The organism is Microbacterium sp. zg-Y625 (genome assembly GCF_030246925.1).
Classification (GTDB): domain Bacteria; phylum Actinomycetota; class Actinomycetes; order Actinomycetales; family Microbacteriaceae; genus Microbacterium; species Microbacterium jiangjiandongii.
Map to the genome: position 1 here is coordinate 695,617 of NZ_CP126740.1, position 22,724 is coordinate 718,340.

The 22,724-nt window shown below is 70.7% G+C and carries 20 protein-coding genes; 8 read left to right on the forward strand and 12 right to left on the reverse strand.

Annotated elements, in window-relative coordinates; all coding sequences use genetic code 11:
- Positions 1-108 precede the first annotated feature (108 nt).
- The 7 genes from QNO14_RS03055 to QNO14_RS03085 all read left to right on the forward strand — a co-directional run bounded on the left by QNO14_RS03055 (position 109) and on the right by QNO14_RS03085 (position 8,285).
- On the forward strand, positions 109-1,224 hold the full coding sequence (locus tag QNO14_RS03055; protein WP_257506708.1) for a BMP family lipoprotein: 1,116 nt from the start codon (positions 109-111) through the stop codon (positions 1,222-1,224).
- A 109-nt stretch (positions 1,225-1,333) separates the two neighbouring features.
- Positions 1,334-2,848 (forward strand): ABC transporter ATP-binding protein, encoded by a 1,515-nt coding sequence (locus QNO14_RS03060; protein WP_257506709.1) that lies wholly within the window; start codon positions 1,334-1,336, stop codon positions 2,846-2,848.
- Positions 2,845-4,161, forward strand: coding sequence for an ABC transporter permease (locus QNO14_RS03065; RefSeq protein WP_257494673.1), 1,317 nt, complete (start codon positions 2,845-2,847; stop codon positions 4,159-4,161). Before QNO14_RS03060 ends, QNO14_RS03065 begins: the two co-directional genes overlap by 4 nt.
- Complete coding sequence (locus QNO14_RS03070; RefSeq protein WP_257494672.1) at positions 4,158-5,444, forward strand: ABC transporter permease; 1,287 nt, start codon at positions 4,158-4,160, stop codon at positions 5,442-5,444. The genes QNO14_RS03065 and QNO14_RS03070 overlap by 4 nt, the downstream gene beginning before the upstream one ends.
- A gap of 7 nt (positions 5,445-5,451) precedes the next feature.
- On the forward strand, positions 5,452-5,853 hold the full coding sequence (locus QNO14_RS03075) for a cytidine deaminase (protein WP_257494671.1): 402 nt from the start codon (positions 5,452-5,454) through the stop codon (positions 5,851-5,853).
- Positions 5,850-7,145, forward strand: coding sequence for a thymidine phosphorylase (locus QNO14_RS03080; protein WP_257506710.1), 1,296 nt, complete (start codon positions 5,850-5,852; stop codon positions 7,143-7,145). The genes QNO14_RS03075 and QNO14_RS03080 overlap by 4 nt, the downstream gene beginning before the upstream one ends.
- Before the next feature lie 24 nt (positions 7,146-7,169).
- Complete coding sequence (locus QNO14_RS03085) at positions 7,170-8,285, forward strand: adenosine deaminase (RefSeq protein ID WP_257506711.1); 1,116 nt, start codon at positions 7,170-7,172, stop codon at positions 8,283-8,285.
- Between the two features lie 31 nt (positions 8,286-8,316).
- On the opposite strand, the gene QNO14_RS03090 is transcribed toward QNO14_RS03085, so the two are convergent.
- From QNO14_RS03090 to QNO14_RS03120, 7 genes are all read right to left on the reverse strand, one after another.
- Positions 8,317-9,075, reverse strand: coding sequence for an alpha/beta hydrolase (locus QNO14_RS03090; protein ID WP_257506712.1), 759 nt, complete (start codon positions 9,073-9,075; stop codon positions 8,317-8,319).
- A 2-nt stretch (positions 9,076-9,077) separates the two neighbouring features.
- The gene (locus tag QNO14_RS03095; RefSeq protein ID WP_257494667.1) at positions 9,078-10,229 is read right to left on the reverse strand and encodes a mannitol-1-phosphate 5-dehydrogenase; all 1,152 of its coding nucleotides are present in this window, start codon (positions 10,227-10,229) and stop codon (positions 9,078-9,080) included.
- A complete protein-coding gene (locus tag QNO14_RS03100) occupies positions 10,226-10,666 on the reverse strand; it encodes a PTS mannitol transporter subunit IIA (RefSeq protein WP_257506713.1) in 441 nt (146 codons plus the stop codon). The genes QNO14_RS03095 and QNO14_RS03100 overlap by 4 nt, the downstream gene beginning before the upstream one ends.
- Positions 10,667-10,836: 170 nt before the next feature.
- The gene (locus QNO14_RS03105; protein ID WP_257494665.1) at positions 10,837-12,444 is read right to left on the reverse strand and encodes a PTS mannitol transporter subunit IIBC; all 1,608 of its coding nucleotides are present in this window, start codon (positions 12,442-12,444) and stop codon (positions 10,837-10,839) included.
- On the reverse strand, positions 12,441-14,114 hold the full coding sequence (gene ptsP, locus QNO14_RS03110) for a phosphoenolpyruvate--protein phosphotransferase (protein ID WP_257494664.1): 1,674 nt from the start codon (positions 14,112-14,114) through the stop codon (positions 12,441-12,443). Before ptsP ends, QNO14_RS03105 begins: the two co-directional genes overlap by 4 nt.
- Positions 14,115-14,134: 20 nt before the next feature.
- Complete coding sequence (locus QNO14_RS03115) at positions 14,135-14,407, reverse strand: HPr family phosphocarrier protein (RefSeq protein WP_257494663.1); 273 nt, start codon at positions 14,405-14,407, stop codon at positions 14,135-14,137.
- On the reverse strand, positions 14,404-14,721 hold the full coding sequence (locus tag QNO14_RS03120) for a PTS sugar transporter subunit IIB (RefSeq protein ID WP_257494662.1): 318 nt from the start codon (positions 14,719-14,721) through the stop codon (positions 14,404-14,406). Before QNO14_RS03120 ends, QNO14_RS03115 begins: the two co-directional genes overlap by 4 nt.
- 131 nt (positions 14,722-14,852) lie before the next feature.
- On the opposite strand from QNO14_RS03120, the gene QNO14_RS03125 reads away from it, so the two are divergent.
- Complete coding sequence (locus tag QNO14_RS03125; RefSeq protein WP_257506714.1) at positions 14,853-16,769, forward strand: BglG family transcription antiterminator; 1,917 nt, start codon at positions 14,853-14,855, stop codon at positions 16,767-16,769.
- A 213-nt stretch (positions 16,770-16,982) separates the two neighbouring features.
- Here the strand turns inward: QNO14_RS03125 and QNO14_RS03130 are convergent, their stop codons facing one another.
- The 5 genes from QNO14_RS03130 to QNO14_RS03150 form a co-directional block, all read right to left on the reverse strand.
- Positions 16,983-17,936, reverse strand: a complete 954-nt coding sequence (locus QNO14_RS03130; protein WP_257506715.1) for a hypothetical protein — start codon at positions 17,934-17,936, stop codon at positions 16,983-16,985.
- Between the two features lie 266 nt (positions 17,937-18,202).
- A complete protein-coding gene (locus QNO14_RS03135; RefSeq protein WP_257506716.1) occupies positions 18,203-18,781 on the reverse strand; it encodes a GNAT family N-acetyltransferase in 579 nt (192 codons plus the stop codon).
- Positions 18,782-18,846: 65 nt separating this feature from the next.
- Positions 18,847-20,160, reverse strand: coding sequence for an MFS transporter (locus QNO14_RS03140; RefSeq protein WP_257506717.1), 1,314 nt, complete (start codon positions 20,158-20,160; stop codon positions 18,847-18,849).
- An 11-nt stretch (positions 20,161-20,171) separates the two neighbouring features.
- Complete coding sequence (locus QNO14_RS03145) at positions 20,172-21,848, reverse strand: phospho-sugar mutase (protein ID WP_257506718.1); 1,677 nt, start codon at positions 21,846-21,848, stop codon at positions 20,172-20,174.
- Positions 21,845-22,678 (reverse strand): purine-nucleoside phosphorylase, encoded by an 834-nt coding sequence (locus QNO14_RS03150; RefSeq protein WP_257494656.1) that lies wholly within the window; start codon positions 22,676-22,678, stop codon positions 21,845-21,847. The genes QNO14_RS03145 and QNO14_RS03150 overlap by 4 nt, the downstream gene beginning before the upstream one ends.
- Between the last annotated feature and the right edge of the window lie 46 nt (positions 22,679-22,724).

The window sequence follows — 22,724 nt, forward strand, 5'->3', positions numbered from 1 at the left end:
TTTGTAACCTTTCGCCGTCAGGCCCGGATTCGGTCAAGGGCACCGCGTCACAGTGGGTAACTTTCAGATGGCGCCGCGAAATCCGCGGGAGCCATCGTGGAGGCTGCTTTGACCATCTCGACCACCAAGAAGGTCCTCGGCGCGACCGGCGTCGCTACGCTGCTCGTCGCCCTCGCAGGCTGCGGAAGCGCGCCCGAGGAGAACACCGGCGGCAGTGCCGCACCCGAGCCGGCAGACGACTTCAAGCCCTGCCTGATCTCTGACGAGGGCGGCTGGAACGACCGTTCGTTCAACCAGTCCGCCAAGGAAGGCATGGACCGCGCCCTCGAGGAGCTCGACATCGAGGGCATCGAGATGGAGTCGACGACGCCCAACGACTACGCGCCGAACCTCGAGACGCTCGTCTCCGAGGGCTGCACGTTCATCGTCTCGGTGGGCTTCAACCTCTCGGCCGCCACGGTCGAGTCGGCGCTGGCCAACCTTGACATCGACTACGCGATCATCGATGACTGGGCCGACAACGACTTCGACGGCGCCACCGACGCCCCGAACATCAAGCCCCTCGTGTTCGACACCGCGCAGGCGTCGTACCTCGGCGGCTACGCCGCGGCGGCCTGGTCGGCGCAGAACGGCGTCAACAAGGTCGGCACCTTCGGCGGCATGCAGATCCCGTCGGTCGCCGTGTTCATGGACGGCTTCGAGATGGGCGTCGACAAGTACAACGAGGACAAGGGCGCTGCCGTCGAGGTCTTCGGCTGGGACACCGCCGCGCAGGAGGGCGCCTTCACCGGCGGCTTCGCGGCCAACGACACCGCCAAGCAGACCGCGCAGGGCGTGCTCGACCAGGGTGTGGATGTCATCCTCCCCGTGGGCGGACCGATCTACCAGAGCGCAGCGGCGGCCATCACCGACGCTGGCCTGGACGTCGTCATGGTGGGCGTCGACAAGGACCTCGCCGTGGCCGATGACAACGTCACCGACGTGACCCTCGTCTCGATCATGAAGGCCATCGACGTGGCCGTGTACGACGCCACCCTCGAGGCCGCCGCGGGCGACTTCAACGTGGAGCCGTACGTGGGGACGCTCGAGAACGAGGGCGTCAAGCTCTCCGAGTTCCACGAGTTCGAGGCCGAGCTGCCCGAGGGTCTCGCCGACGAGCTGGCTGCCCTGCAGGAGCAGATCATCGCGGGTGACATCACGGTCGAGTCGCCGAACTCCCCGTGACCTTCTGAAGTCCCGCTCGGGGCGAGCAGCGATGATCGCTGCTCGCCCCGCGCATGTTCCCATGGACAGGGGAGCGGCGGCTGCGCGGCTCCTGGAATAGGGTTGAGATATGAAGCTCGAGCTTCGCGGAATCACCAAGCGATTCGGCACCCTCGTCGCCAACGATCGGATCGATCTCACCGTGGAGCCCGGTGAGATCCATGCGCTGCTGGGCGAGAACGGTGCCGGAAAGTCCACGCTGATGAACGTCCTCTACGGCCTGTACCAGGCCGACGAGGGGGAGATCCTGCTCGACGGGGTGCCGCAGCACTTCCGCGGGCCGGGCGACGCGATGGCCGCGGGCATCGGCATGGTGCACCAGCACTTCATGCTGATCCCGGTGTTCACCGTCGCCGAGAACGTCATGCTCGGCCATGAGTCGACCAAGGGTCTGGGCGTGCTCGACCTCGGCGCCGCCCGCGCGCACGTGCGCGCCGTGGCCGACCGGTTCGGATTCGACATCGACCCGGATGCCATCGTGGGAGACCTCCCCGTGGGCGTGCAGCAGCGCGTCGAGATCATCAAGGCGCTCTCCCGCGATGCCAAGGTGCTCGTCTTCGACGAGCCGACCGCGGTGCTCACCCCGCAGGAGACCGACGAGCTGATGACGATCATGCGTCAGCTGCGCGACGAGGGCACCTCGATCGTCTTCATCACCCACAAGCTGCGCGAGGTGCGCGAAGTCGCCGACCGCATCACCGTCATCCGCCTCGGCGCGGTCGTCGGCGAGGCCTCGCCGACCGCGTCCAACACCGAGCTCGCGTCGCTCATGGTCGGTCGTGCTGTCGAGCTGACCGTGCAGAAGCAGCCGCCGCGCCTCGGTTCCGGCGGACTGGAGGTCCGCGACCTCCGCGTGCTCACCCACCACGGCGCCATCGTCGTCGACGCCGTCTCGTTCGACGTCCGCCCCGGCGAGGTGCTCGCCATCGCCGGAGTGCAGGGCAACGGGCAGACCGAGCTGGTCGAGGCCATCGTCGGCCTCGCCGCCCGCGTCGAAGGCTCCATCAGCCTCGACGGCACCGAGCTCGTGGGCCGGAGCGTGCGTGGCATCCTCGACGCCGGCGTGGGGTTCGTCCCCGAGGACCGCAACGAGGACGGCTTGGTGGGGGAGTTCTCCGTCGCCGAGAACCTCATCCTCGACCGCTCCTCCGACCGCGCGTTCGTCCGCATGGGCACGATCATGCGACAGGCCCTCGACGGCTTCGCCCGCGACCGCATCGCCGAGTACGACATCCGCACGCAGGGCCCGCAGACCCTCGCCGCGACTCTCTCCGGCGGCAACCAGCAGAAGGTCGTCATCGCCCGCGAGCTCAGCCGCGAACTGCGGCTGCTCGTCGCCGCCCAGCCGACCCGCGGCGTCGATGTCGGTTCCATCGAATTCATCCACAAGCGCATCATCGAGACGCGCGACAGCGGCGTGCCGGTGATCGTCGTGTCGACCGAGCTCGACGAGGTGACCGCGCTCGCCGACCGCATCGCCGTGATGTACCGCGGCGCGATCGTCGGCGTCGTCCCCGGCGACACCCCGCGCGACATCCTCGGCCTCATGATGGCCGGCGCCAGCGACCCGGAGGTGGCAGCATGACCGGCACGACACCCGGTGCCGACGACGTGACCCAGGGGCTGCCCCCCGAGCAGCTGCCTCCCGTCAAGAGCCCGCTGGCGGGGGACCCCGAGGTTCCGCCGCCGCCGCGCACCAACGTCTTCATCAAGGACCTCCTTCGCGGCAGCGCATTCACCACGATCCTCGCGATCGTGCTGGCGCTGGTCGTCGGCGGCATCCTCATCGCCCTCACCGACGAAGATGTCCAAGAGGCGGCCGGCTACTTCTTCGCCCGCCCCGGCGACACGTTCGCCGCGATCTGGAGCGCCGTGTACGGCGGCTACGAGGCCCTCTTCCGCGGCGCGGTGTTCAACCCGCGCGGGGCGGACTTCGCCGCGCAGATCCGCCCGTTGACCAGCTCCCTGGGATTCGCAGCTCCCCTCATCGCCGCCGGACTCGGCGTGGCGCTGGCGTTCCGCGTGGGCCTGTTCAACATCGGCGCCCGCGGCCAGATGCTCGTCGGCGCGATCTTCGCGGCGCTGTTCGCCTTCAATCTCGACCTGCCGTTCTGGCTGCACATGCCGCTGACGATGCTCGCCGGCATCATCGGGGGCGCCCTGTGGGGCGGGATCGTGGGGGTGCTGAAGGCGCGCACGGGCGCGCACGAGGTGATCCTCACGATCATGCTCAACTACGTCGCCTACTACCTGCTGCTGTGGATGATCCGCACGCCCGGCCTGCTGCAGAAGCCGGGCACCAACCAGCCCATCACTTCGGCCACACCCGAGACGGCGCAGTTCCCCGAGCTCTTCGGGTCTGCGTTCCCGCTGCTGGACTGGGGCTTCGTGATGGTGATCATCGCGACGATCGCCGTCTGGTGGATCGTGGAGTTCTCGAGCCTCGGCATGCGCCTGCGCGCCGTGGGGGAGAACCCGCACGCCGCGCGCGCGGCGGGCATCAACGTCAAGCGCATCTACGTCTACGCGATGCTCTTCGCCGGAGGACTGGCGGGCCTGGCCGCGATGAACCAGATCCAGGGGTCGGTGACCACCGGCTTCTCGGGTTCGATCGACGCCGGCATCGGCTTCGACGCCATCACCGTCGCCCTCCTCGGCCGCAGTCGCGCGTGGGGCACCTTCGCCGCCGGCATCCTGTTCGGCGCGCTGAAGTCCGGGTCGTTCTCGATGCAGGCGCAGGGGATCCCCGTCGACATCGTGCTGGTCGTTCAGGCGCTCATCGTGCTGTTCATCGCGGCGCCGCCGCTGCTGCGGGCGGTGTTCTTCCTGCCCAAGACCGACGCGGAGAAGGCGGCCAAAGCCCGAGCCAAGTCAGCGAAGAAGGCGGTGGCCGCATGAGCGCGCTCGCTCCCACGGTCTCCTCCCCGGGCGCCCTCCCGCTCGGCACGGTCAAGGAGCGGCACCTGAAGGTGCCGGTCGTCCTGGCCCTGGCCACGGTGCTGCTGGCTGCGCTGTTCTTCTTCGCCCCCCGCGACGGGATCAGCACCTTCCGGCTCGGCGACGCGTCGTCGGCGATCGCCCTTCCCAACGTGGAGCTGCCCACCGCCACCACCAGCTGGCTGCTCGTGGTGCTGCTGCTCGCCCTGACGGCATGGGCGGCGTGGGATGCCTGGTCGTACCGCCGCCCGCCGCTGTGGCTGGTCATCGTCTTCGCGGTGCTCGGGGTGTTCGCCTTCCTCGTGTGGGCGGCCGCGGGCGGACTCGTGCCGGTCACGGGGCTGCTGTTCGGAGCGATCTCCCTCTCGGTGCCGCTGGTCTTCGGCGCGCTGGGCGGGGTCATCGGCGAGCGGGTGGGCGTGGTCAACGTCGCCATCGAGGGGCAGCTGCTGCTGGGCGCCTTCTCGGCGGCGCTGCTGTCGAGCATCACGGGCAACCCCTTCATCGGCCTCATCGGCGCGATGATCGGCGGTGTGCTGGTCGCCTTCGTGCTGGCCGCCTTCGCGATCAAGTACCTCGTCGACCAGGTGATCGTCGGCGTCGTGCTGAACGTGCTGGTCACCGGCCTGACCGGCTTCCTCTACGGCGCGCTGCTCGTGCCCAACGAGAACGAGCTCAACCAGCCCGTGCGCTTCACGCGGCTCGAGATTCCGCTCCTCAGCGACATCCCGATCATCGGACCGGTTCTGTTCAACCAGACGTTCCTGGTGTACCTCATGTACATCACCGTCGCCGTGGTCGCGTGGGGTCTGTACCGCACCCGCTGGGGCCTGCGCCTGCGCGCGGTGGGCGAGCACCCGCAGGCTGCCGACACCGTCGGCATCAAGGTCAACGTGTCCCGTTTCTGGAACGTGTCGCTGGCGGGCGCCATCGCCGGCATCGGCGGGGCGTACTTCACCCTGGTGTCGGTGCCGCAGTTCGGCAAGGAGATGACTGCGGGTCTCGGCTTCATCGCCCTGGCCGCGGTGATCTTCGGCCGGTGGGACCCCATCCGCGCCGCCCTCGCGGCGCTGCTGTTCGGCTTCGCCACCAACCTGCAGAATCTGCTGACGGTGCTGGGCACGCCGATCCCGAGCGAGTTCATGCTCATGCTGCCCTACGTCGTCACCATCATCGCCGTGGCCGGTTTCGCCGGCCAGATCCGCGGACCCGCGGCAGCCGGCAAGCCATACATCAAGGGATGACACCGACATGACCGACATCGATTGGGACCATCTGCGCGCCGTCGCGACGGCGGCCATGGAGCGCGCATACGCCCCCTACTCCCGTTACCGGGTGGGCGCGGCCGCGCTCGTGACCGACGGCCGTGTGGTGGCCGGCTGCAACGTCGAGAACGCCTCGTACGGCGTCGGCCTGTGCGCGGAGTGCGCCCTGGTGGGCGACCTGCAGATGTCCGGCGGCGGCCAGCTCGTCGCGTTCGTGTGCGTCAACAACGACGGGCAGACCATCATGCCGTGCGGGCGATGCCGTCAGCTGCTGTACGAGTTCTCCCTCCCCGGCATGCTGCTCGAGACCGTCTCCGGCATCCGTACGATCGACGAGGTGCTGCCCGATGCCTTCGGGCCGCGCGACCTGGAGGAAGCCGCACGATGATCACCGACAACGAGCCCTTCGACGCCGTCGACGTCATCCGCGCCAAGCGCGACGGCGGCGCCGTCCCCGAAGACGCGCTGCGCTGGATGGTCGACGCCTTCACGCGCGGGTACGTCGCGGAGTCGCAGATGGCGGCGTTCGCGATGGCGGTGCTGCTCAACGGCATGGAGCGCGATGAGATCCGCGTGCTCACCGACGCCATGATCGCCTCGGGCGAGCGGATGAGCTTCGCGAACCTCGGAAAGCCCACGGTCGACAAGCACTCCACCGGCGGTGTCGGCGACAAGATCACCCTGCCGCTCGCGCCGCTCGTGGCATCCTTCGGGGTCGCCGTCCCTCAGCTGTCGGGGCGCGGCCTCGGTCACACCGGCGGCACGCTCGACAAGCTCGAGTCCATTCCCGGGTGGCGCGCGGCGCTCACCAACGACGAGCTGTTCGCGCAGCTGCGTGACATCGGCGCGGTCATCTGCGCCGCCGGGTCGGGCCTCGCACCGGCGGACAAGAAGCTCTATGCGCTGCGCGATGTCACCGGCACCGTCGAGGCCATTCCGCTCATCGCGTCGAGCATCATGTCCAAGAAGATCGCCGAAGGCACCGATGCGCTCGTGCTCGACGTGAAGTTCGGCGGCGGCGCCTTCATGCGCGACGTCGAGAAGGCCCGCGAGCTTGCCCGCACGATGGTGGCGCTCGGCACCGACTCGGGCGTCGCGACCACCGCGCTCCTCACCGACATGAACACTCCGCTCGGCCTCGCGATCGGCAACGCCAACGAGGTGCGGGAGTCCGTCGAGGTGCTCGCCGGCGGCGGCCCCGCCGACGTGGTGGAGCTCACCCTCGCCCTGGCCCGCGAGATGCTCGCCCTGGCGGGCCAGCCCGATGCGGATGTCGAGGCGGCCCTGCGCGACGGGCGCGCGATGGACACGTGGCGCGCCATGATCCGCGCCCAGGACGGCGACCCCGACGCGGCGCTCCCGACCCCGCGCGAGACGCACACCGTCACGGCGACCTCCGCGGGCTTCGTCACCCGCCTCGACGCGCTGCCCTTCGGCATCGCCGCGTGGCGGCTGGGCGCCGGCCGCGCTCGCGCCCAGGACCCCGTCGTCCACGCCGCCGGCATCGACCTGCACGTCAAGCCCGGTGACGCCGTGACCGAGGGTCAGCCTCTCTTCACGTTGCTGGCCGAGGATGACAAGCGGTTCGGTCGCGCGCTCGACGCCCTGGACGGCGCGTGGGAGGTCGGCGCGACGGCCCCGACGACCACGCCGCTCGTGCTCGAGCGCATCACCGCCTGACCCCGCACCGAACGAAGGAACCTCATGGCCATCGACCAGAACGACGACGCCCGCCTGCAGGGAGTCTCGATCCGCGAGCTTCCGAAGGTCTCGCTTCACGACCACCTCGACGGCGCCGTGCGGCCCGAGACCATCATCGAACTGGCCGATGCGACCGGGGTGGACGTGCCGGTGCCCGATGCCGGTCAGCTGGCCGACTGGTTCGCCGACCGCAGCGATTCGGGCTCGCTCGTGGAGTACCTGAAGACCTTCGATCTCACCACCGCCGTCATGCAGACCCGCGAGGGTCTCACCCGGGTGGCGCGCGAGTTCGTCGAGGACCTCGCCGCCGACGGCGTGGTCTACGGCGAGGTGCGCTGGGCTCCCGAGCAGCACCTGCAGGGCGGGCTGTCGCTGGACGAGGCCGTCGAGGCGGTCCAGGAGGGCATCGAGGAGGGCGAGGATGCCGTCGAGGCGACCGGCCGCGACATCCGCGTCGGCCAGCTCATCACCGCCATGCGCCACACCGACCGTTCGCTGGAGATCGCCCAGCTGGCCGTCGCCCACCGCACGCGCGGCGCCGTCGGCTTCGACATCGCCGGGCCCGAGGACGGCTTCCCCGCGTCGAACCACCGTGCCGCGTTCGACTACCTCGCCGCCCACTTCTTCCCCGTCACGGTGCACGCGGGTGAGGCGGCCGGGCTCGACTCGATCCGCTCGGCCCTCATCGACGGGCGGGCGCTGCGCCTCGGCCACGGCGTACGTCTGGCCGAGGACCTCGAGGTCGTCTCCCGCGAGGGCGAGGAGGTCTTCGTGCAGCTGGGCGACCTCGCCCGGTGGGTGCGCGACCGCGAGATCCCGCTGGAGCTGTCGCCGTCGTCGAACCTGCAGACGGGCGCCATCGAGCAGTGGGGAAAGGAGCTGGTCGACCACCCGTTCGACCTGCTGTACCAGCTGGGATTCTCCGTCACGGTGAACGTCGACAACCGCACGCAGAGCCGCACCTCGCTCACTCGCGAGCTGGCACTGCTGGCCGAGGCGTTCGAGTACGACCTCGACGACCTCGAGGCGTTCCAGCTGAACGCCGCCGCGGCTGCCTTCCTCACCGTCGAAGAGCGCGAGGAGCTCATCGAGATCATCGCGGAGGGCTTCGCCCGCTGACGCGGGCGTGCCGCGCGCGCCGCGCCCTCGATCAGGGCGTCAGGGACCCCACGAGTCCGGCGAGCTCTGCGGTGACCAGCGCTCTCATCTCCTCGTCGCCGATCGTCGGCTCGCCGTCGCCGGCCTGCGGCCCGTAGTCCCCGAAGGACGCATGCGACGCGCCATCGATCTCCACCAGCTCGGCGTCGTCCGGCAGCAGCCCTCGCGCATCGGCGATCTTCTGCGGCGTCGACAGACCGTCTTGGGTGCCCGCCAAGCTCAGCACCGCCAGGTCCGCGTCGGACAGATCCGTCGCGCAGTACGAGGCGAACAGCACCAGCGCGTCGGCATCGTCGGCCAGCTGGCACGCCCGGACGCCTCCCAGGGAGTGGCCGCCGACGATCCACGTGTCGACGTCCGGCTCGGGCTCGGTGAAGGTGTCCAGTGGGCGGGGATCGAAGAACGCGAGGTTCAGCCAGGGCTTCGTGATGACCACCGTCAGGTCATTCTCCGCGACGGCTCCGGCCAGCAGCGCGGCGTACGCCCATGGGCCGACCTTGGCGCCGGGGATGAACACCAGGCCGGTGTCGGAGTCGCCGTCGGCGGGGGAGAGCACGATCGCGCCGGGGTCGTCAGTCACGGTGATCCGCTCGTCGGCGCTCACCGCCTCCAGGGGCTCGGGTTCCGCCGCCATGACGCCCACCTGGCTCCAGATCACGACGCCGACCACGGCGACGACCAGCAGGCCGGCGACCGACCCGAGCACCCACCGCAGCACGCGGCGGCCGCGGCTGCGGTGGGTCCCCGGCATGCTCAGCGCAGCGCCTCCTGGCGCGCCGTCACGACGGCCAGCACGGGGGCGAAGAGCGGGTGGTCCGAATCGAGACCGGTGACGGATGCCGTGAACGTCGCGGCATCCTGTTCGCGCAGCAGCCGCTGCAGGTCCACGGACTGCGGGTCTTCGGGGTCGTCGAACTCCAGCGCCGCGCCCATCGCCGCCACGAGGCCCTCGACGGCGAGGCCGCGCTCGGCCGCCTCGGCGGCGGGACCGACGAACCGCTCGTGGCGGGAGAGCTTGCGCAGCGGCTGCCGACCCACGCGCCACACCGTGTCGGGGAGTGCGGGGTTGGCGAAGCGGCGCAGGATCGTCTCGCGGTAGTCGGTGAGGTCGTCAGGATCCAGACCGTGTTTGGCGACCAGCAGCGCGGACGTCTCCGACAGCGCCCGGGCGACGGCCGAGACGATCTCCGACTCCTCCAGCGCGGCGGCGATCGTGTCGACGCCGGCGCGCGCGCCGAAGTACGCCGTCGCGGCGTGACCGGTGTTGACCGTGAAGAGCTTGCGCTCGATGTACGGCGCCAGGTCCTCGACGAAGTGCGCGCCCGGGATCGAGGGCAGCTCGCCGCCGAAGGGCGGCGCCTCGATGGCCCACTCGAAGAAGGGCTCCACCGTGACGTCGACGCCTTCTCCCGGTGCCTGCGCGGGCACGATCCGGTCGACCGCGGTGTTGGCGAAGACGGCGTGCCCGGCGATGGCATCCCAGCCCTCCTCCGCCTGGGCGCGGATCTCGTCACGCAGCAGATCGGTGGCATTGATCGCGTTCTCGCACGCCATGATCTTCAGCGGCGGCAGCGCGGGGTCGCGCATCGCGAGACCGGCGACGATGTGCGGCGCGACGAAGCGCAGCACGGTGGGACCGACCGCGGTGGTGACGATGTCGGCCGTGGCCACCTCGTCGATGACGGCCTGAGGGTCCACCTGGCTGTTGATGGCCCGGAAGTTCGTCACGACCTTGTCGGTGCCGCCCTCGCCGACCTCGTGCACGGTGTACGAGTCGACCTGATTGATCGCGTCGACGAGGTCGGCGGCGACGTCGGAGAAGACCAGCTCGTAGCCGCCTTCGTGTAGCAGCAGGCCGACGAACCCGCGCCCGATGTTGCCGGCGCCGAAGTGGACGGCCTTCATGACGCGTTGACCGTCGAGAGGAGGGTGTACAGCTCCTCGGGCGTCTGCGCCTGCTTGAGCTTGGCGACCTCGTCCTCGTCGGAGAACACCAGCGCGATCTGCGACAGGATCTCGAGGTGCTCGTCGCCCTTGCCCGCGATGCCGACGACGAAGGTCACCGGGTTGCCGTCCCAGTCCACGCCGCCGTCGTAGCGGACGACCGACAGCGCCGAGTCGAGGATCGTCTCCTTGGTCTCGTTGGTGCCGTGCGGGATGGCCAGCTCGTTGCCCATGTAGGTCGAGACGGTCTCCTCGCGCTGCTGCATCGCATCGAAGTAGGCGCCGGTCACAGCGCCCGCCGCTTGGAGGATGTCGGCGGCTTCCTTCATCGCGTCCTCGCGGCTCACCGAGCCTCCGTGGATGCGGACCTGTCCTACGTTCAGCACCTCGCGTGCCATGTCGTACCCCTTTCTTCGGGCGGATGCCGCGGCATCCGGCCCATTCACTGTCTCAGCTCGCCCGTCGCGCGGGGGAGGGCTTGCGTATCCGCAGCGGACCGGGCTAACAGCCGCAAGCGGAAACGCGCGGGGCCGGGGGCATATACGCCACCCGGCCCCGCAGCGGTCTCTCAGGACCCGTTGTGCTGATCGCGGACCAGCTCCACGACCTCGTCGTACTTCGGCGAGTTCATGAAGTTGTCCACCGACACGTGGATCGCATTCGGCGTCTGCCGGCGCGCGCGGTCGGTGAGCTGGTTCTGCGTGATGACCAGGTCGGCGGAGGGGTCGAGGTTCGCGATCGCCTTGTTGACGACCGTGACGTCCTCGATGCCCGCCTTCTTGATCTTGTTGCGCAGCACGCTCGCCCCCATTGCGGAGGACCCCATGCCTGCGTCGCACGCGAACACGATGTTGCGCACCGGCTTGGTCGCGACGGCGCCGCCGTCGAGGCGTCCACCGGTCTCGGCCTCGGTCTCCAGGCGGTCGACCGCCTGCTCGCCCTCGCGCACGGCCTCGCGGTCGTTACGGTCGGCGGCGCGCAGGGCGTCGAGCGACGCCGACGACTTGCCCTTGTTCGCCTCGGTCTGCGAGACCGCCGAGGCGAACTTGTCGCCCTCGGCCAGCAGGTCCCGCTTGCGCGTGGCCCGCAGGATGATCGAGGCGATGATGAACGTGACCGCCGCCGACAGGATCACCGAGAGGATGACCCCGAGGTAGCTGTCGTTGGCCGTCTGCGCGAGCACCGCGAAGATCGATCCCGGTGCGGCGGGAGCCCGCAGGCCGGTGTCGAACAGCATGTTGGTGGTGACACCGGTCATGCCGCCGGCGATCAGGGCCACGATGAGGACGGGCTTCATCAGGGCGAACGGGAAGTACACCTCGTGGATGCCGCCGAAGAACTGGATGACGGCCGCACCCGGTGCCGACGCGCGCGCGGCGCCGATGCCGAAGAAGGTGAAGGCCAGCAGCAGTCCGAGACCCGGGCCGGGGTTGGCCTCGAGCAGGAACAGGATCGACTTGCCGGTCTCGTCCGCCTGCGCCACGCCGAGCGGCGTGAGCGCGCCGTGGTTGATGGCGTTGTTCAGGAAGAACACCTTCGCCGGCTCGATCAGGATGCTCGTCAGCGGAAGCAGGTTGGCCTCGATGAGCCAGTCGACCGCGTTGCCCAGCACGTCCATGAGGCCGTTGACGAGCCACGCGATCGGGTAGAACCCGATGATGGCCATCACGAAGCCCCAGATGCCCGCCGAGAACATGTTGACGAGCATCTCGAAGCCGGCCTTGATCTTGCCGTCCCAGAGCTTGTCGAGCCACTTCATCGTGTACGCCGCCAGCGGGCCCAGGATCATCGCACCGATGAACATGTGGATCTGACCCAGCGGGGCCTCGCCCTCGGGCAGCGACGCGTTGAACTGCGCGATCAGCTGGTCCGACCCCGCGATGGCACCCATCACGGCGATCGAGCCGACGACGGCACCGCGCACGCCGTAGACCATGTGGCCGGCGGTGTAGGCGATGATGATCGGCAGCAGGTAGTGGATGAACGGACCCACGATGGTCGCGAGGTCCGCGTTGGGCGTCCAGCCCACGTCGATGAAGAATGCGGTGAAGATGCCCCATGCGATGAGCGCGGGGATGTTCGGCATGATCATGCCGGACAGGAACGTGCCGAAGCGCTGGACTCCGACCCGCGCTTTGCTGCCCCCCTGTGTGGCGGGGGCTGACGCAGTCGTCATTGCTGTGTCTCCTTCTCTCGGGTAGCGGCTTGCAGGGCCGCAAGGCGTGCCCCCGCCGCGTCGTCAGCGGTGAGGGCGGCTTCGGCGATGCGCTGGGCGTCGTCGAACGTATGGGTGAGCAGGCTGGCGCGCACGTCCGCCAGGGCCGTCGGCGCCATCGACAGCGTCGAGGCGCCGAGGCCGACGAGCACGACCGCCAGCAGCGGGTCGGCGGCGGCCTCACCGCAGATGCCGACCGGCTTGCCGCTGGCGCGGCCGGCTTCGCCGACCTCGCGGATGAGGCGCAGCACGGCTGGATGCCAGGGGTCCTGGAAGGCGGCCACGGAACCGAGCAGGCGGTCGGCGGCCAGGGTGTACTGCGTCAGGTCGTTGGTGCCGATGGAAGCGAAGTCGGCCACGGCCAGGGCCTTGTCGGCCATGAGCGCGATCGAGGGGACCTCCACCATGACGCCGGCCATCTTCAGGCCGTAGTCGCGGGCGAGCTCGGTGAAATACCGCGTCTCCTCCACCGTGGACACCATCGGCGCCATCACCCACACGTCGGCGTCGGTCGCGGCATCCGCCTGTGCGAGGGCGGTGAGCTGCTCGCGCAGGATGTCTTCGCTCGCGCGGAGGGCGCGCAGCCCTCGCAGCCCCAGGGCGGGGTTGTCCTCGTGCGCGTCGTTGAGGAACGCCAGCGGCTTGTCCGCGCCGGCGTCGAGAACGCGCACGACCACCTTCTTGCCGGGGAACGCCTGCAGCAGCCGGGTGTAGGTCTCCCGCTGCTGTTCCACCGTGGGAGCCGAACTGGAGCTGAGGAAGAGGAACTCGGTGCGGAACAGCCCCACGCCCTCCGCCCCGAGCGCGACGGCCTCCTCGGCGCCCTCCGGCTTGCCGAGGTTCGCCAGGAGCGGCACCGGGGTGCCGTCGGCGAGGGCGCCGGGGGTGATGGGGGCGGATGCCGCCGAGGCGCGGGCATCGGCGCGGTTCTGGGCGCGGGCGAGGTCCTCGGCAGACGGATCGCTGACCACGACGCCGGCGGCGGCGTCGACGATCACCGTCTCGCCGTCGGCGAGCTCAGTCGCCCCGGCAGCGCCGACGACCGCGACGATCGCCTTCTCGCGGGCGAGGATCGCGGTGTGGGACGTGGGGCCGCCGTCGCTGGTGATGAGGGCCAGCACCTTGTCGAGGTCCAGCAGCGCCGTGTCGGCGGGGGCGAGGTCGCGTGCCACCAGCACGAACGGGTGGCCGGGATCCGGCACGCCGGGTGCGGGCACCCCCCGCAGATGGGCGATCACCCGCTGGGCGACGTCGTCGAGGTCCGCGGCGCGCTCGCCGAGGTATCCGCCCATCGCGGTGAGCTGCTCACGGAACGAGGCGAACGCGTCGTACACGGCGAACTCGGCGGTCTTGCCCTGGGCGATGCGGGCGTCGACCTCCTGCAGCAGGGCGGGGTCCTCGGCCATCATCGACTGCGCTTCCAGCACGTCGCGGGCGGCGCCGCCCGCCTGTGCGCCGCGCTGCTCGAGCTCGCGGGCCACGGCGCTGACCGAGGCGCGGGCACGGCCACGCTCCTCCTCGGCATCCCGTCCGCTCGCCGTGTCGGCGGGCGGGGGAAGCGGCTCGGACATGCGGGCGACCGGCCCCTGGGCCACGCCCAGGCCGATGCCCACTCCGCGCAACTCGGTCATCGTGTCTCCTTCGTCTTTCATCAGGCGTCGTGGTCCGTGGCCAGCAGTTCGGCCAGAGTGTCGAGGACGTTCTCGGCCCCGTCGCCGTCGGCGGTCAGGGTCACATAGTCGCCGCGCTCCACGCCGAGCGCGATCACGCCGAGGATGCTGGCGGCGTTGGTCGCAGCGCCGGCATCCTTGGCGATGGTGACGGGGATGCCGGAGTCCTTGGCGGCCTGCGCGAACAGCTTCGCGGGGCGGGCGTGCAGACCGTTGGTGGAGCCGACGCGCACAGTGCGGGTGATCGCGGTCACAGGACTTCCCTTCCTTCCAGCGCGCTCTGCACGAAGGCGAGGGTGCGCGAGCCGTCGCGGTCGCTGAAGATGTCGTCGGGCAGCAGAACCACTGCCGTTCCGCGGGGAGCCGCCTCCCGGCGGATGTCTTCGAGAGCGTAGGTCAGGTGCGGCCCCACCAGTACGACGTCCGCACCGTCGAGATCGATCGGCAGTGACTGCTCGGTGCCGGCGAAAGCGGCGTACGGCAGACCGCGGTCGTGTGCCGCATGGCGCACACGCTGTGCGACGAACGTGCTGGATGCGCCCGCAGCGCACACCACAAGGATTCTCAACGTCGTACCTCCTCCCCGGCCATCTTTCTCAATACCCCGCCGCGGGACAACCAGGGTTGCTTCCGCGGGGGCGGAAGGTTATGCGAGCGCGCGTGGTTGACTGAGGGGAACGACGCACGCAAGGGATCCCCGTGACCAGAGCCAGGCAGGACCGACTGCTCGCGCTGCTCACACGCGACGGGGACTGGATCACGGCGGCGACCGCGGCGGACGCGCTCGGTGTGACACCGCGCAGCGTCCGCAGCTACGTCACGGCGGTGAACGCGCGCGTCCCGGGCGGCACCGCGATCGAATCCGGACCACAGGGCTACCGTGCCGGCCCCGATGCGGTCGCCGCGCTGCGCGCCGATTCCGATGGGGGCACCCCACGCGACCGGCTGCACACGCTCGTGCGGGCGCTGCTCGACGAACACGAGGGCATCGACGTGTACGAGACGGCGGACCAGCTGTTCGTCAGCCCCGCCACGATCGAGGCCGATCTCGCCCGCGTGCGGGGTCTTCTCGGCGGCACCGAGCTGACCCTCGAGCGCTCAGGCTCGCGCGCGCGCCTGCAGGGCACCGAGGCGGCGCAGCGCCGGCTGCTCAGCACGCTGGCTCACGACGAGATGGATGCCGGGTCGTTCGACCTCGAGGCGCTGCGACGCACCCTCGGCGCCCGCTCCATCGGCGCTCAGGCCTTCGGTCCCTTCAAGACCGAGCTCGTGGCCGGGCTCGGGCAGCTGGGCTACTTCGTGAACGAGCTGGGCATCGCCGATGTGGTCATGCACATCGCCATCGCCGCGGACCGGGTCGCGCGCGACCGTGGGCTGGAGGCGGCTCCCGAAGACGACCCCGCCCGCGCCGAGATCGGCGCCCTCATCGACCGGTTGAGCCAGGAGCACCTCGGGGTGCGCCTGGGGGCCGGCGATCGCAGCCACCTGGCGACGCTGGTGCTCACCCGCGTGGTCGCACCGGGGGCCGGCCCGGTCGACCGGGCGCGCGATCTGCTCGACCCCGAGGTCGAGCGCGTCGTGCGGGAGGTCGTGGAGTCGGCGGCATCCGAGTTCCTCGTCGACATCGCCCACGAGGACTTCGTGCTGCGCCTGGCGCTGCACGTGCAGAATCTGCTGCAGCGCGCCCGCGCCCAGGCGTGGTCTCGCAACCCCCTCACGCGGTCGCTGAAGTCCACCTACCCGATGATCTTCGACGTCGCCGTGTTCATCGCCAGCGGCCTGGCCGATCGCCTGGACATCCCCCTCATGGACGACGAGATCGCGTACATCGCGATGCACGTGGGTGGGCGGCTGGAGCGCAGCCGGCGCGCCGACCAGCTGCTGACCGCGACGATCGTCTGCCCCGGGTACTACGAGCTGCACGAGCTGCTGCGCTCGAGCGTGGCGCGCTCGCTGGGCCAGGCCGTGGAGGTCGTCGGCGTCGAGACGCGCGTGGACCCGGACTGGACCGGCATCCAGACGGATCTCGTCCTCACCACGATCGATCCCCCCACGCCGGGGGAGCGGATCGTGCGCATCCAGCCGTTCCTCACCGAGAGCGACGTCGAGCGCGTGCAGGCGGCGGCCGGGCGGGTGCGACGCGGGCGCCGGCTGGCACGGCTGCGGGCCGAGCTGGAGCGGTACTTCTCGCCGGTGGCCTTCGTGCGCGGGTTGGACGGGACGGGCGGCGAAGAAGGCGTCATCCGTCGCCTGGGCGGCCTGCTGGTGGATCAGGGCATCATCGACGAGGGCTACGTGCAGCGCACGATCGAGCGCGAGAAGCTCTCGTCCACTGCGTTCACCGACGCGCTCGCCGTGCCCCACGCGATCGGGATGACGGCGACGCGCACCGCGATCGCGATCGGCATCGCCGAGCCGTCGATCCCGTGGGGCGAGGGGCGGGTGCAGGTCGTCGCCTTCACCGCGTTCTCGGAGAGCGACCGCGCGGCGTTCCAGACCGTGTTCGAGCAGTTCGTCGAGGTGTTCAGCGAGCGCGACAGCGTGCAGCGCATCGTGCGACGCGGCAGCGACTTCGCCGCGTTCCTCGACGAGCTCGTCGCCGTCATCGACGGCTGAGACCCGCCCCGCCCGCCCGCCCACCCGCCGTCGGTCCGCCGTCCGTCCGTCCGTCGCTCGCCTCGCCGTTCGGGGCGCGTATCGGGCGACGAACCCCGAAACCCGCGGGTTTGGGGCGCGTATCGGGCGACGGCCCCGGAGACCCCGGGTTTGGGGCGCGTATCGGGCGACGGCCCCGGAGACCCCGGGTTTGGGGCGCGTATCGGGCGACGGTCACCGCGGGGGACGGATGCCGAACGCGGCCAGACGCTCCGCCAAGGTGGCAGCGGTGGACACGTGCGGCCACCCCCATCGGCCGTGGCGACGTTGCGTTGTGCCCCGGATCCAGTCCTCGCGTTGCTTCTCGGCGTCGAAGACGTCGGCGCGAGTGCGACCGTCCAGCATCCGTCCATCGATGTACTTGATCGCGCCGTCGAACTCGCCGTAGGCGTCGGCGTCGTCGATCCCGAAGTCGAGGTAGTAGCAGCCGCCCGTGGGTGAGGGGACGGCGACCTGCAAGCGGATGCGACGGAACCCCACCTCACGCAGGCGGATGCGACTGATCGTTTCGCCGGGGAGATGTGCCCTGCCATCGGCGAACTCGAGCACCCGCTCCGCCCGGTTCACCCCGTGTGCGCTGGCGTGGACGATCCGGCGCACGTTCTGTCGGAATTCCTCCGCGCCATCGAGGTCGTAGACGCCGTCGCGCGGCGCGAACAGGGTGTGCAGCGCCGCGTCGGCGGAGGTCGCCGCCTGCTCGAAGGTCGCCGTGCGTGCCATGTCCGCGACCGAACGAGCGAGGCCGGTGCACAGCAGACCGTCGATCTCGACCACGTCGCCGGTGATCTCTCCGCGATGCCGCACCACCCCATGTGCGGCGCCGGGCCGGCCGGCATCCGCGATGACGTGCAGCCGATCGTCGCGCGCGCGGTACAGCGGCTGACCCTGCAGCGCCAGAGCCGTGGCATATGCGAAGACGGGGCGCGTGACCGACACCGCCGCGAGCGCGTGAGCGCGGGCGACGATGCGTTGCTCGGGATGCACCGCTCGCCAGGCGCTCGTACTCGCGTAGATGCCGCGACGCAGGCGCACGAGGCTTCCGCCGGCCGCGGATGCCGCGATCTGACGGCTGGTCATGCCGCGCTGTCGCAGGTGATCGAGTGTCAGCAGTCGGATTTCCTCGGTCATCTTGGGACGATCGCCGCTCGCGGCATCCGTCCGGGGCGGTGATTCGACAATCGGGGAGGACACGCCGCTCCGCGGGGCGTGTGGAGAAGGCGCCGCCCGGGTTCGGGGCGCGTATCGGGCGACGGACCCCGGAACCCCCGGGTTCGGGGCGCGTATCGGGCGACGGACCGCGGAAACCCCGGGTTCGGGGCGCGTATCGGGCCACGGACCCCGGAAACCCCGGGTTCGGGGCGCGTATCGGGCGACGGACCCCGGAGCGGCGGGGGTCAGCCGCCGCGCAACCGCTCCTGCAGCCCGAGCCGGACGGCGGGCCACTCGTGCGGCAGGATCGAGAACACCACGGTGTCGCGCAGGCTGCCGTCCGGTCCGAGTCGGTGGTTGCGCAGCACGCCGTCCTGCTTCGCGCCGAGCCGCGCGATCGCGGCGCGCGACTGCCGGTTGTGCCAGTGGGTGCGCAGTTCCACGGCGATCGCATCGCACGCGTCGAACGCGTGCCCCAGCAGCAGCAGCTTCGCCGCGGTGTTCACCGCGGTGCGCTGCGCGGACAGGGCGAGCCAGGTGTAGCCGATCTCGACGTGCCGGTTCGGCTGGTCGATGCCGCAGAAGCAGGTCATCCCCACGGCGACACCCTCGCGGAGCACCGCCCACGGGTTCATGGTGCCGGCGTCGCGCATCGCCGAGCGCCGGGCGATCTCTTCCGGCACGCCCGCAGGCAGAGGCACCGAGGTGTACCAGGCGTGCTCCAGCCCGACGGATGCCACGGCGAGGTCGGACGCATGCTGCGGCCCCAGCGGCTCGAGTCGCACGTGGGCGTTCTCCAGGATGGTGGCGTCGCTCAGCAGCACAGCACGAGGCTACCGGGCGCGGCGGACGGACCGGCCCGCCCGGCCACGTCGCTCGCCGCCGATGGTCAGGCTTCCCGCGCGGTCCGCGCCGCCTGCATGGCACGGCGCCCGACGGGCAGCCCCACCGCGGCACCCACGACGAGGAAGGTGAGGATGCCGGTGGCCACCAGCAGCACCTCGATGTCGACGACATCGGCGAGGGGGCCCAGCACCGACATGCCCAGCGGCATCGCGACGGCCATGACGATGCCGACGAACCCGAAGACGCGGCCCTGCCGCTCGGGTTCGACGGTCTCCTGCAGGAGAGTGAAGGCCGGCGTGGAGAAGAACGGCACCGCGAGGCCCACGAGGAACATGAAGGCGAAGAAGATCCACACGGTGGGCGACAGCCCCATGCCGATCGCCAGCAGGCCGAAGACCAGCGCCGACGTGACGATCATCCCGATGCGGCTGCGCGTGGCGAAGAACGATGCCACGACGATGCCGCCGAGCATCATCCCGACGCTGAAGGCGATCTCGAGCACCGCGAGGTGGGTGATGTTCTGCTGCTCGCCGGCGTCGAAGGTGCGCACCAGCATGAGCGGCGTCAGGCTCGAGGGCGCCACGCTGAGCACGAAGATGATCGCGAACAACGCCAGCAGCCAGCGCAGGAAGGCGTGGTGCGCGACGTAGCGCACGCCCTCCACGAGGTCGGCGAAGTACCCGGTGGGGGCGTCGTCGGATCGCTGAACGGCGCGGACCGGCACGAACGCGAGCAGCAGGATGCCGACGGCGGCCGTGACGACGTCGACGAAGAAGATCGGGATGAGCGACGCCGCCGCCCCGCCCCACGCCGTCGCCGCCCACGCGAAGACGGCGCCCGCCGCCGCCGGCGCGAGCAGCGCCATGGCGGACTGGATGGAGCCGTTGACGCCGTTGACGCGCATCAGGTTCCGGGCCGGGGTGATCTGCGGGATCAGCGCCGATACGGCGGGGCTCTGGATGCCGGCGCCGGCGGAGCGGATCGCGAGCGTCAGGAAGATGAGCCACACGCCGTCGTAGCCGGTCATCATCATCAGGGCGAGCGCCAGGGTCGTCAGGGCGATGCCGGCGTCCGCCGCGATGATGAGGTGCTTGCGGTTGTGGCGGTCGGCCCACACCCCGCCGAAGATCGAGACGATCGCCTGCGGCAGGAACCCGAACACCGCCGCGAGCGCCATGATGTCGCCCCGCTGATAGGTCAGCGTCAGGTACCAGAACACGGCGTACTGCACGAGCATCGACCCGAAGAGGCTCGTGGTCTGCCCCGCGAGGAACAGCACCACGTTGCGCTTCCAGTGCGGTGGATCCACCGCACTGGAAGCGTCTGCGCCCGGCGTGGGCGCGTCGTGTTCGCGCATGTGCGCCTCTTTCACCCGCGGGCGAGCAGCTCCCTGGCTCCGGCCTCGACCGCGACCAGTCGCGCCCGCGCGTCGGCGGCGGACTCGCCCCGCACGTCGAGATAGACCTTGACCTTGGGCTCCGTGCCGCTCGGCCGCACGATCACGCGCGATCCGTCGGCAAGCCAGAGTCGCAGCACATCGCCCGGCGGAAGCCCGTCGACGCCGTCCAGCAGGTCGTCGATCCGCTCGACGGCGACGCCGCCGACCGCCTGCGGGGGCGAGGAGCGCAGCGACGCCATGATGCGGCCGATGATCGATACGTCCTCCACGCGCAGCGCCACCTGACCGCTGTCGAAGAACCCGAACTCGTCCTGGAACCGGGCGAGCAGGCTGTTGGCGTCGCCGCCCGACGCGCGTGCCTCGGCGATGAGCCCCAGCATCGCGATCGCGGCCGAGATGCCGTCCTTGTCCCGCACGGTCTCGGGGTTGACGAGGTATCCCAGCGCCTCTTCGAAGCCGTAGACGATGCCGGGCGCGCGCGAGATCCACTTGAACCCGGTCAGCGTCGCGTACGACGACAGGCCGTAGCGCTCGGCGACGACGGCCAGACCCGGCGACGACACGAGCGAGCAGGCGAGCGAAGCCTCGGCTCCGAGTCCGGCGTCGGCAGCCCGCTTCGCGGCCCGCCACCCGAGCAGCAGGCCGATCTCGTTGCCGGTGAGCTTGCGCCACCCGCCGGGGGCGTCGGCATCGGGGACGGCGACGGCCAGCCGGTCGGCGTCGGGGTCGTTGGCGAGGATGAAGTCCGCCCCGACCTCGCGGGCGGTCTCGAACGCCAGGTCCATGGCGCCGGGTTCCTCGGGGTTGGGGAAGGCGACGGTGGGGAAGGTGCCGTCCGGCTGCGTCTGCGCCGTCACGAGCGCCGGGGCGGGGTAGCCGGCCCGCTCGAGGATGCGCGAGAGCGTCTCCCAGCCCACACCGTGCATCGCGGTGTAGACCCACGTCATGCCGTCGGCGGCCGCCGGTGCCGGGGCCACGGCGGCGGTCGCGTCGATATACGCCTCGACGACGTCCTCGCCGGCCACCTCGTAGTCGCTCGAGCGAGGCAGGGATCCGACGTCGCCGGCATCCGCCACCTGCTGGATGTGCGCTGCGATCTCGGCGTCGACCGGGGGAACGATCTGCGCGCCGTCGTCGGGGCCGCCGAGGTAGACCTTGTAGCCGTTGTCGGCGGGCGGGTTGTGACTGGCGGTGACCATGACGCCGGCGTCGGCACCGAGGTGACGGACGGCGAAGGCCAGCACCGGGGTGGGCAGTAGGCGGGGGAGGAGGATCGCGCGCACGCCTGCCCCCGCGAACACCTCTGCGCTGTCGCGGGCGAAGACGTCGGAGTTGCGACGGCCGTCGTAGCCGATCACCACGGTGGGCGGGCCGTCCGGGCCGGGACGCTCCAGCAGGAACGCCGCGAGGCCGGCGGCGGCCTGCATGACCAGCACCCGGTTCATGCGGTTGCTCCCGGCGCCCAGGCGCCCCCGCAGCCCGGCCGTGCCGAAGGCGAGGCGCGCGCCGAACCGGTCGGCGAGGTCGGCGGATGCCGCCTCGTCGCCTTCCGCCTCCCGTGCGAGCAGCTCTTCCAGCTCGGCACGGGTGACGGGGTCGGGGTCCTGCGCGAGCCAGCGGCGGGCGGCCCGCGTGATGTCCGTCACAGCGAGCCGATCACACGGGCCAGCAGCGACGAGATGACGGACTCGGCCGCCTGCCCGGCCTCGAGCACCTCGGTGTGACTGAGCGGGCTGTCCTGGATGCCGGCGGCCATATTGGTGATGAGCGAGAAGCCGAGGATCTCCATGCCGGCCTGCCGCGCGGCGATGGCCTCGAGCGCGGTGGACATGCCGACGATGTCGCCGCCGATGATCCCCGCCATGCGCACCTCGGCGGGCGTCTCGTACTGGGGGCCGCGGAACTGGCAGTACACGCCCTCGTCGAGGGTCGGGTCGATCGTGCGGGCGAGGTCGCGCAGGCGCTGGGAGTACAGGTCGGTCAGGTCGATGAACGTCGCGCCCTCCAGCGGCGAGGCGCCGGTGAGGTTGATGTGGTCGCTGATGAGTACGGGCTGGCCGGGGGTCCAGCCCGCCCGCATCCCTCCGGCGCCGTTGGTGAGCACCATGATGCGGGCACCGGTCGCGGCGGCGGTGCGCACGCTGTGCACCACGCGGCGCACGCCGTGGCCCTCATAGAAGTGGGTGCGCGCGCCGATGACCAGCACGTTCGCGCCCGACTCGGTCCGGACGCTGCGGAGGGTCCCGGCGTGCCCCTGCAGGGCCGGGCGGCTGAAGCCGGTGACCTCGGTGGCGGGGAAGACGGCGGTCGTCTCGCCGATGAGCTCTGCGGCCTTGCCCCACCCGCTGCCGAGTGTCAGTGCGATGTCGTGGCGCTCGACTCCCGTGATGCGGGCGATGTCGGCGGCGGCGTCGGCGGCCACGCCGAAGGGGTCGGCAGCGGGGTCGTCGAGGGGATGGGTGGTCGTGTCGGACATGCCCCCACTTTAGGAAGTCGGATGCCGCGAGGCCAGCCGAGCGGCA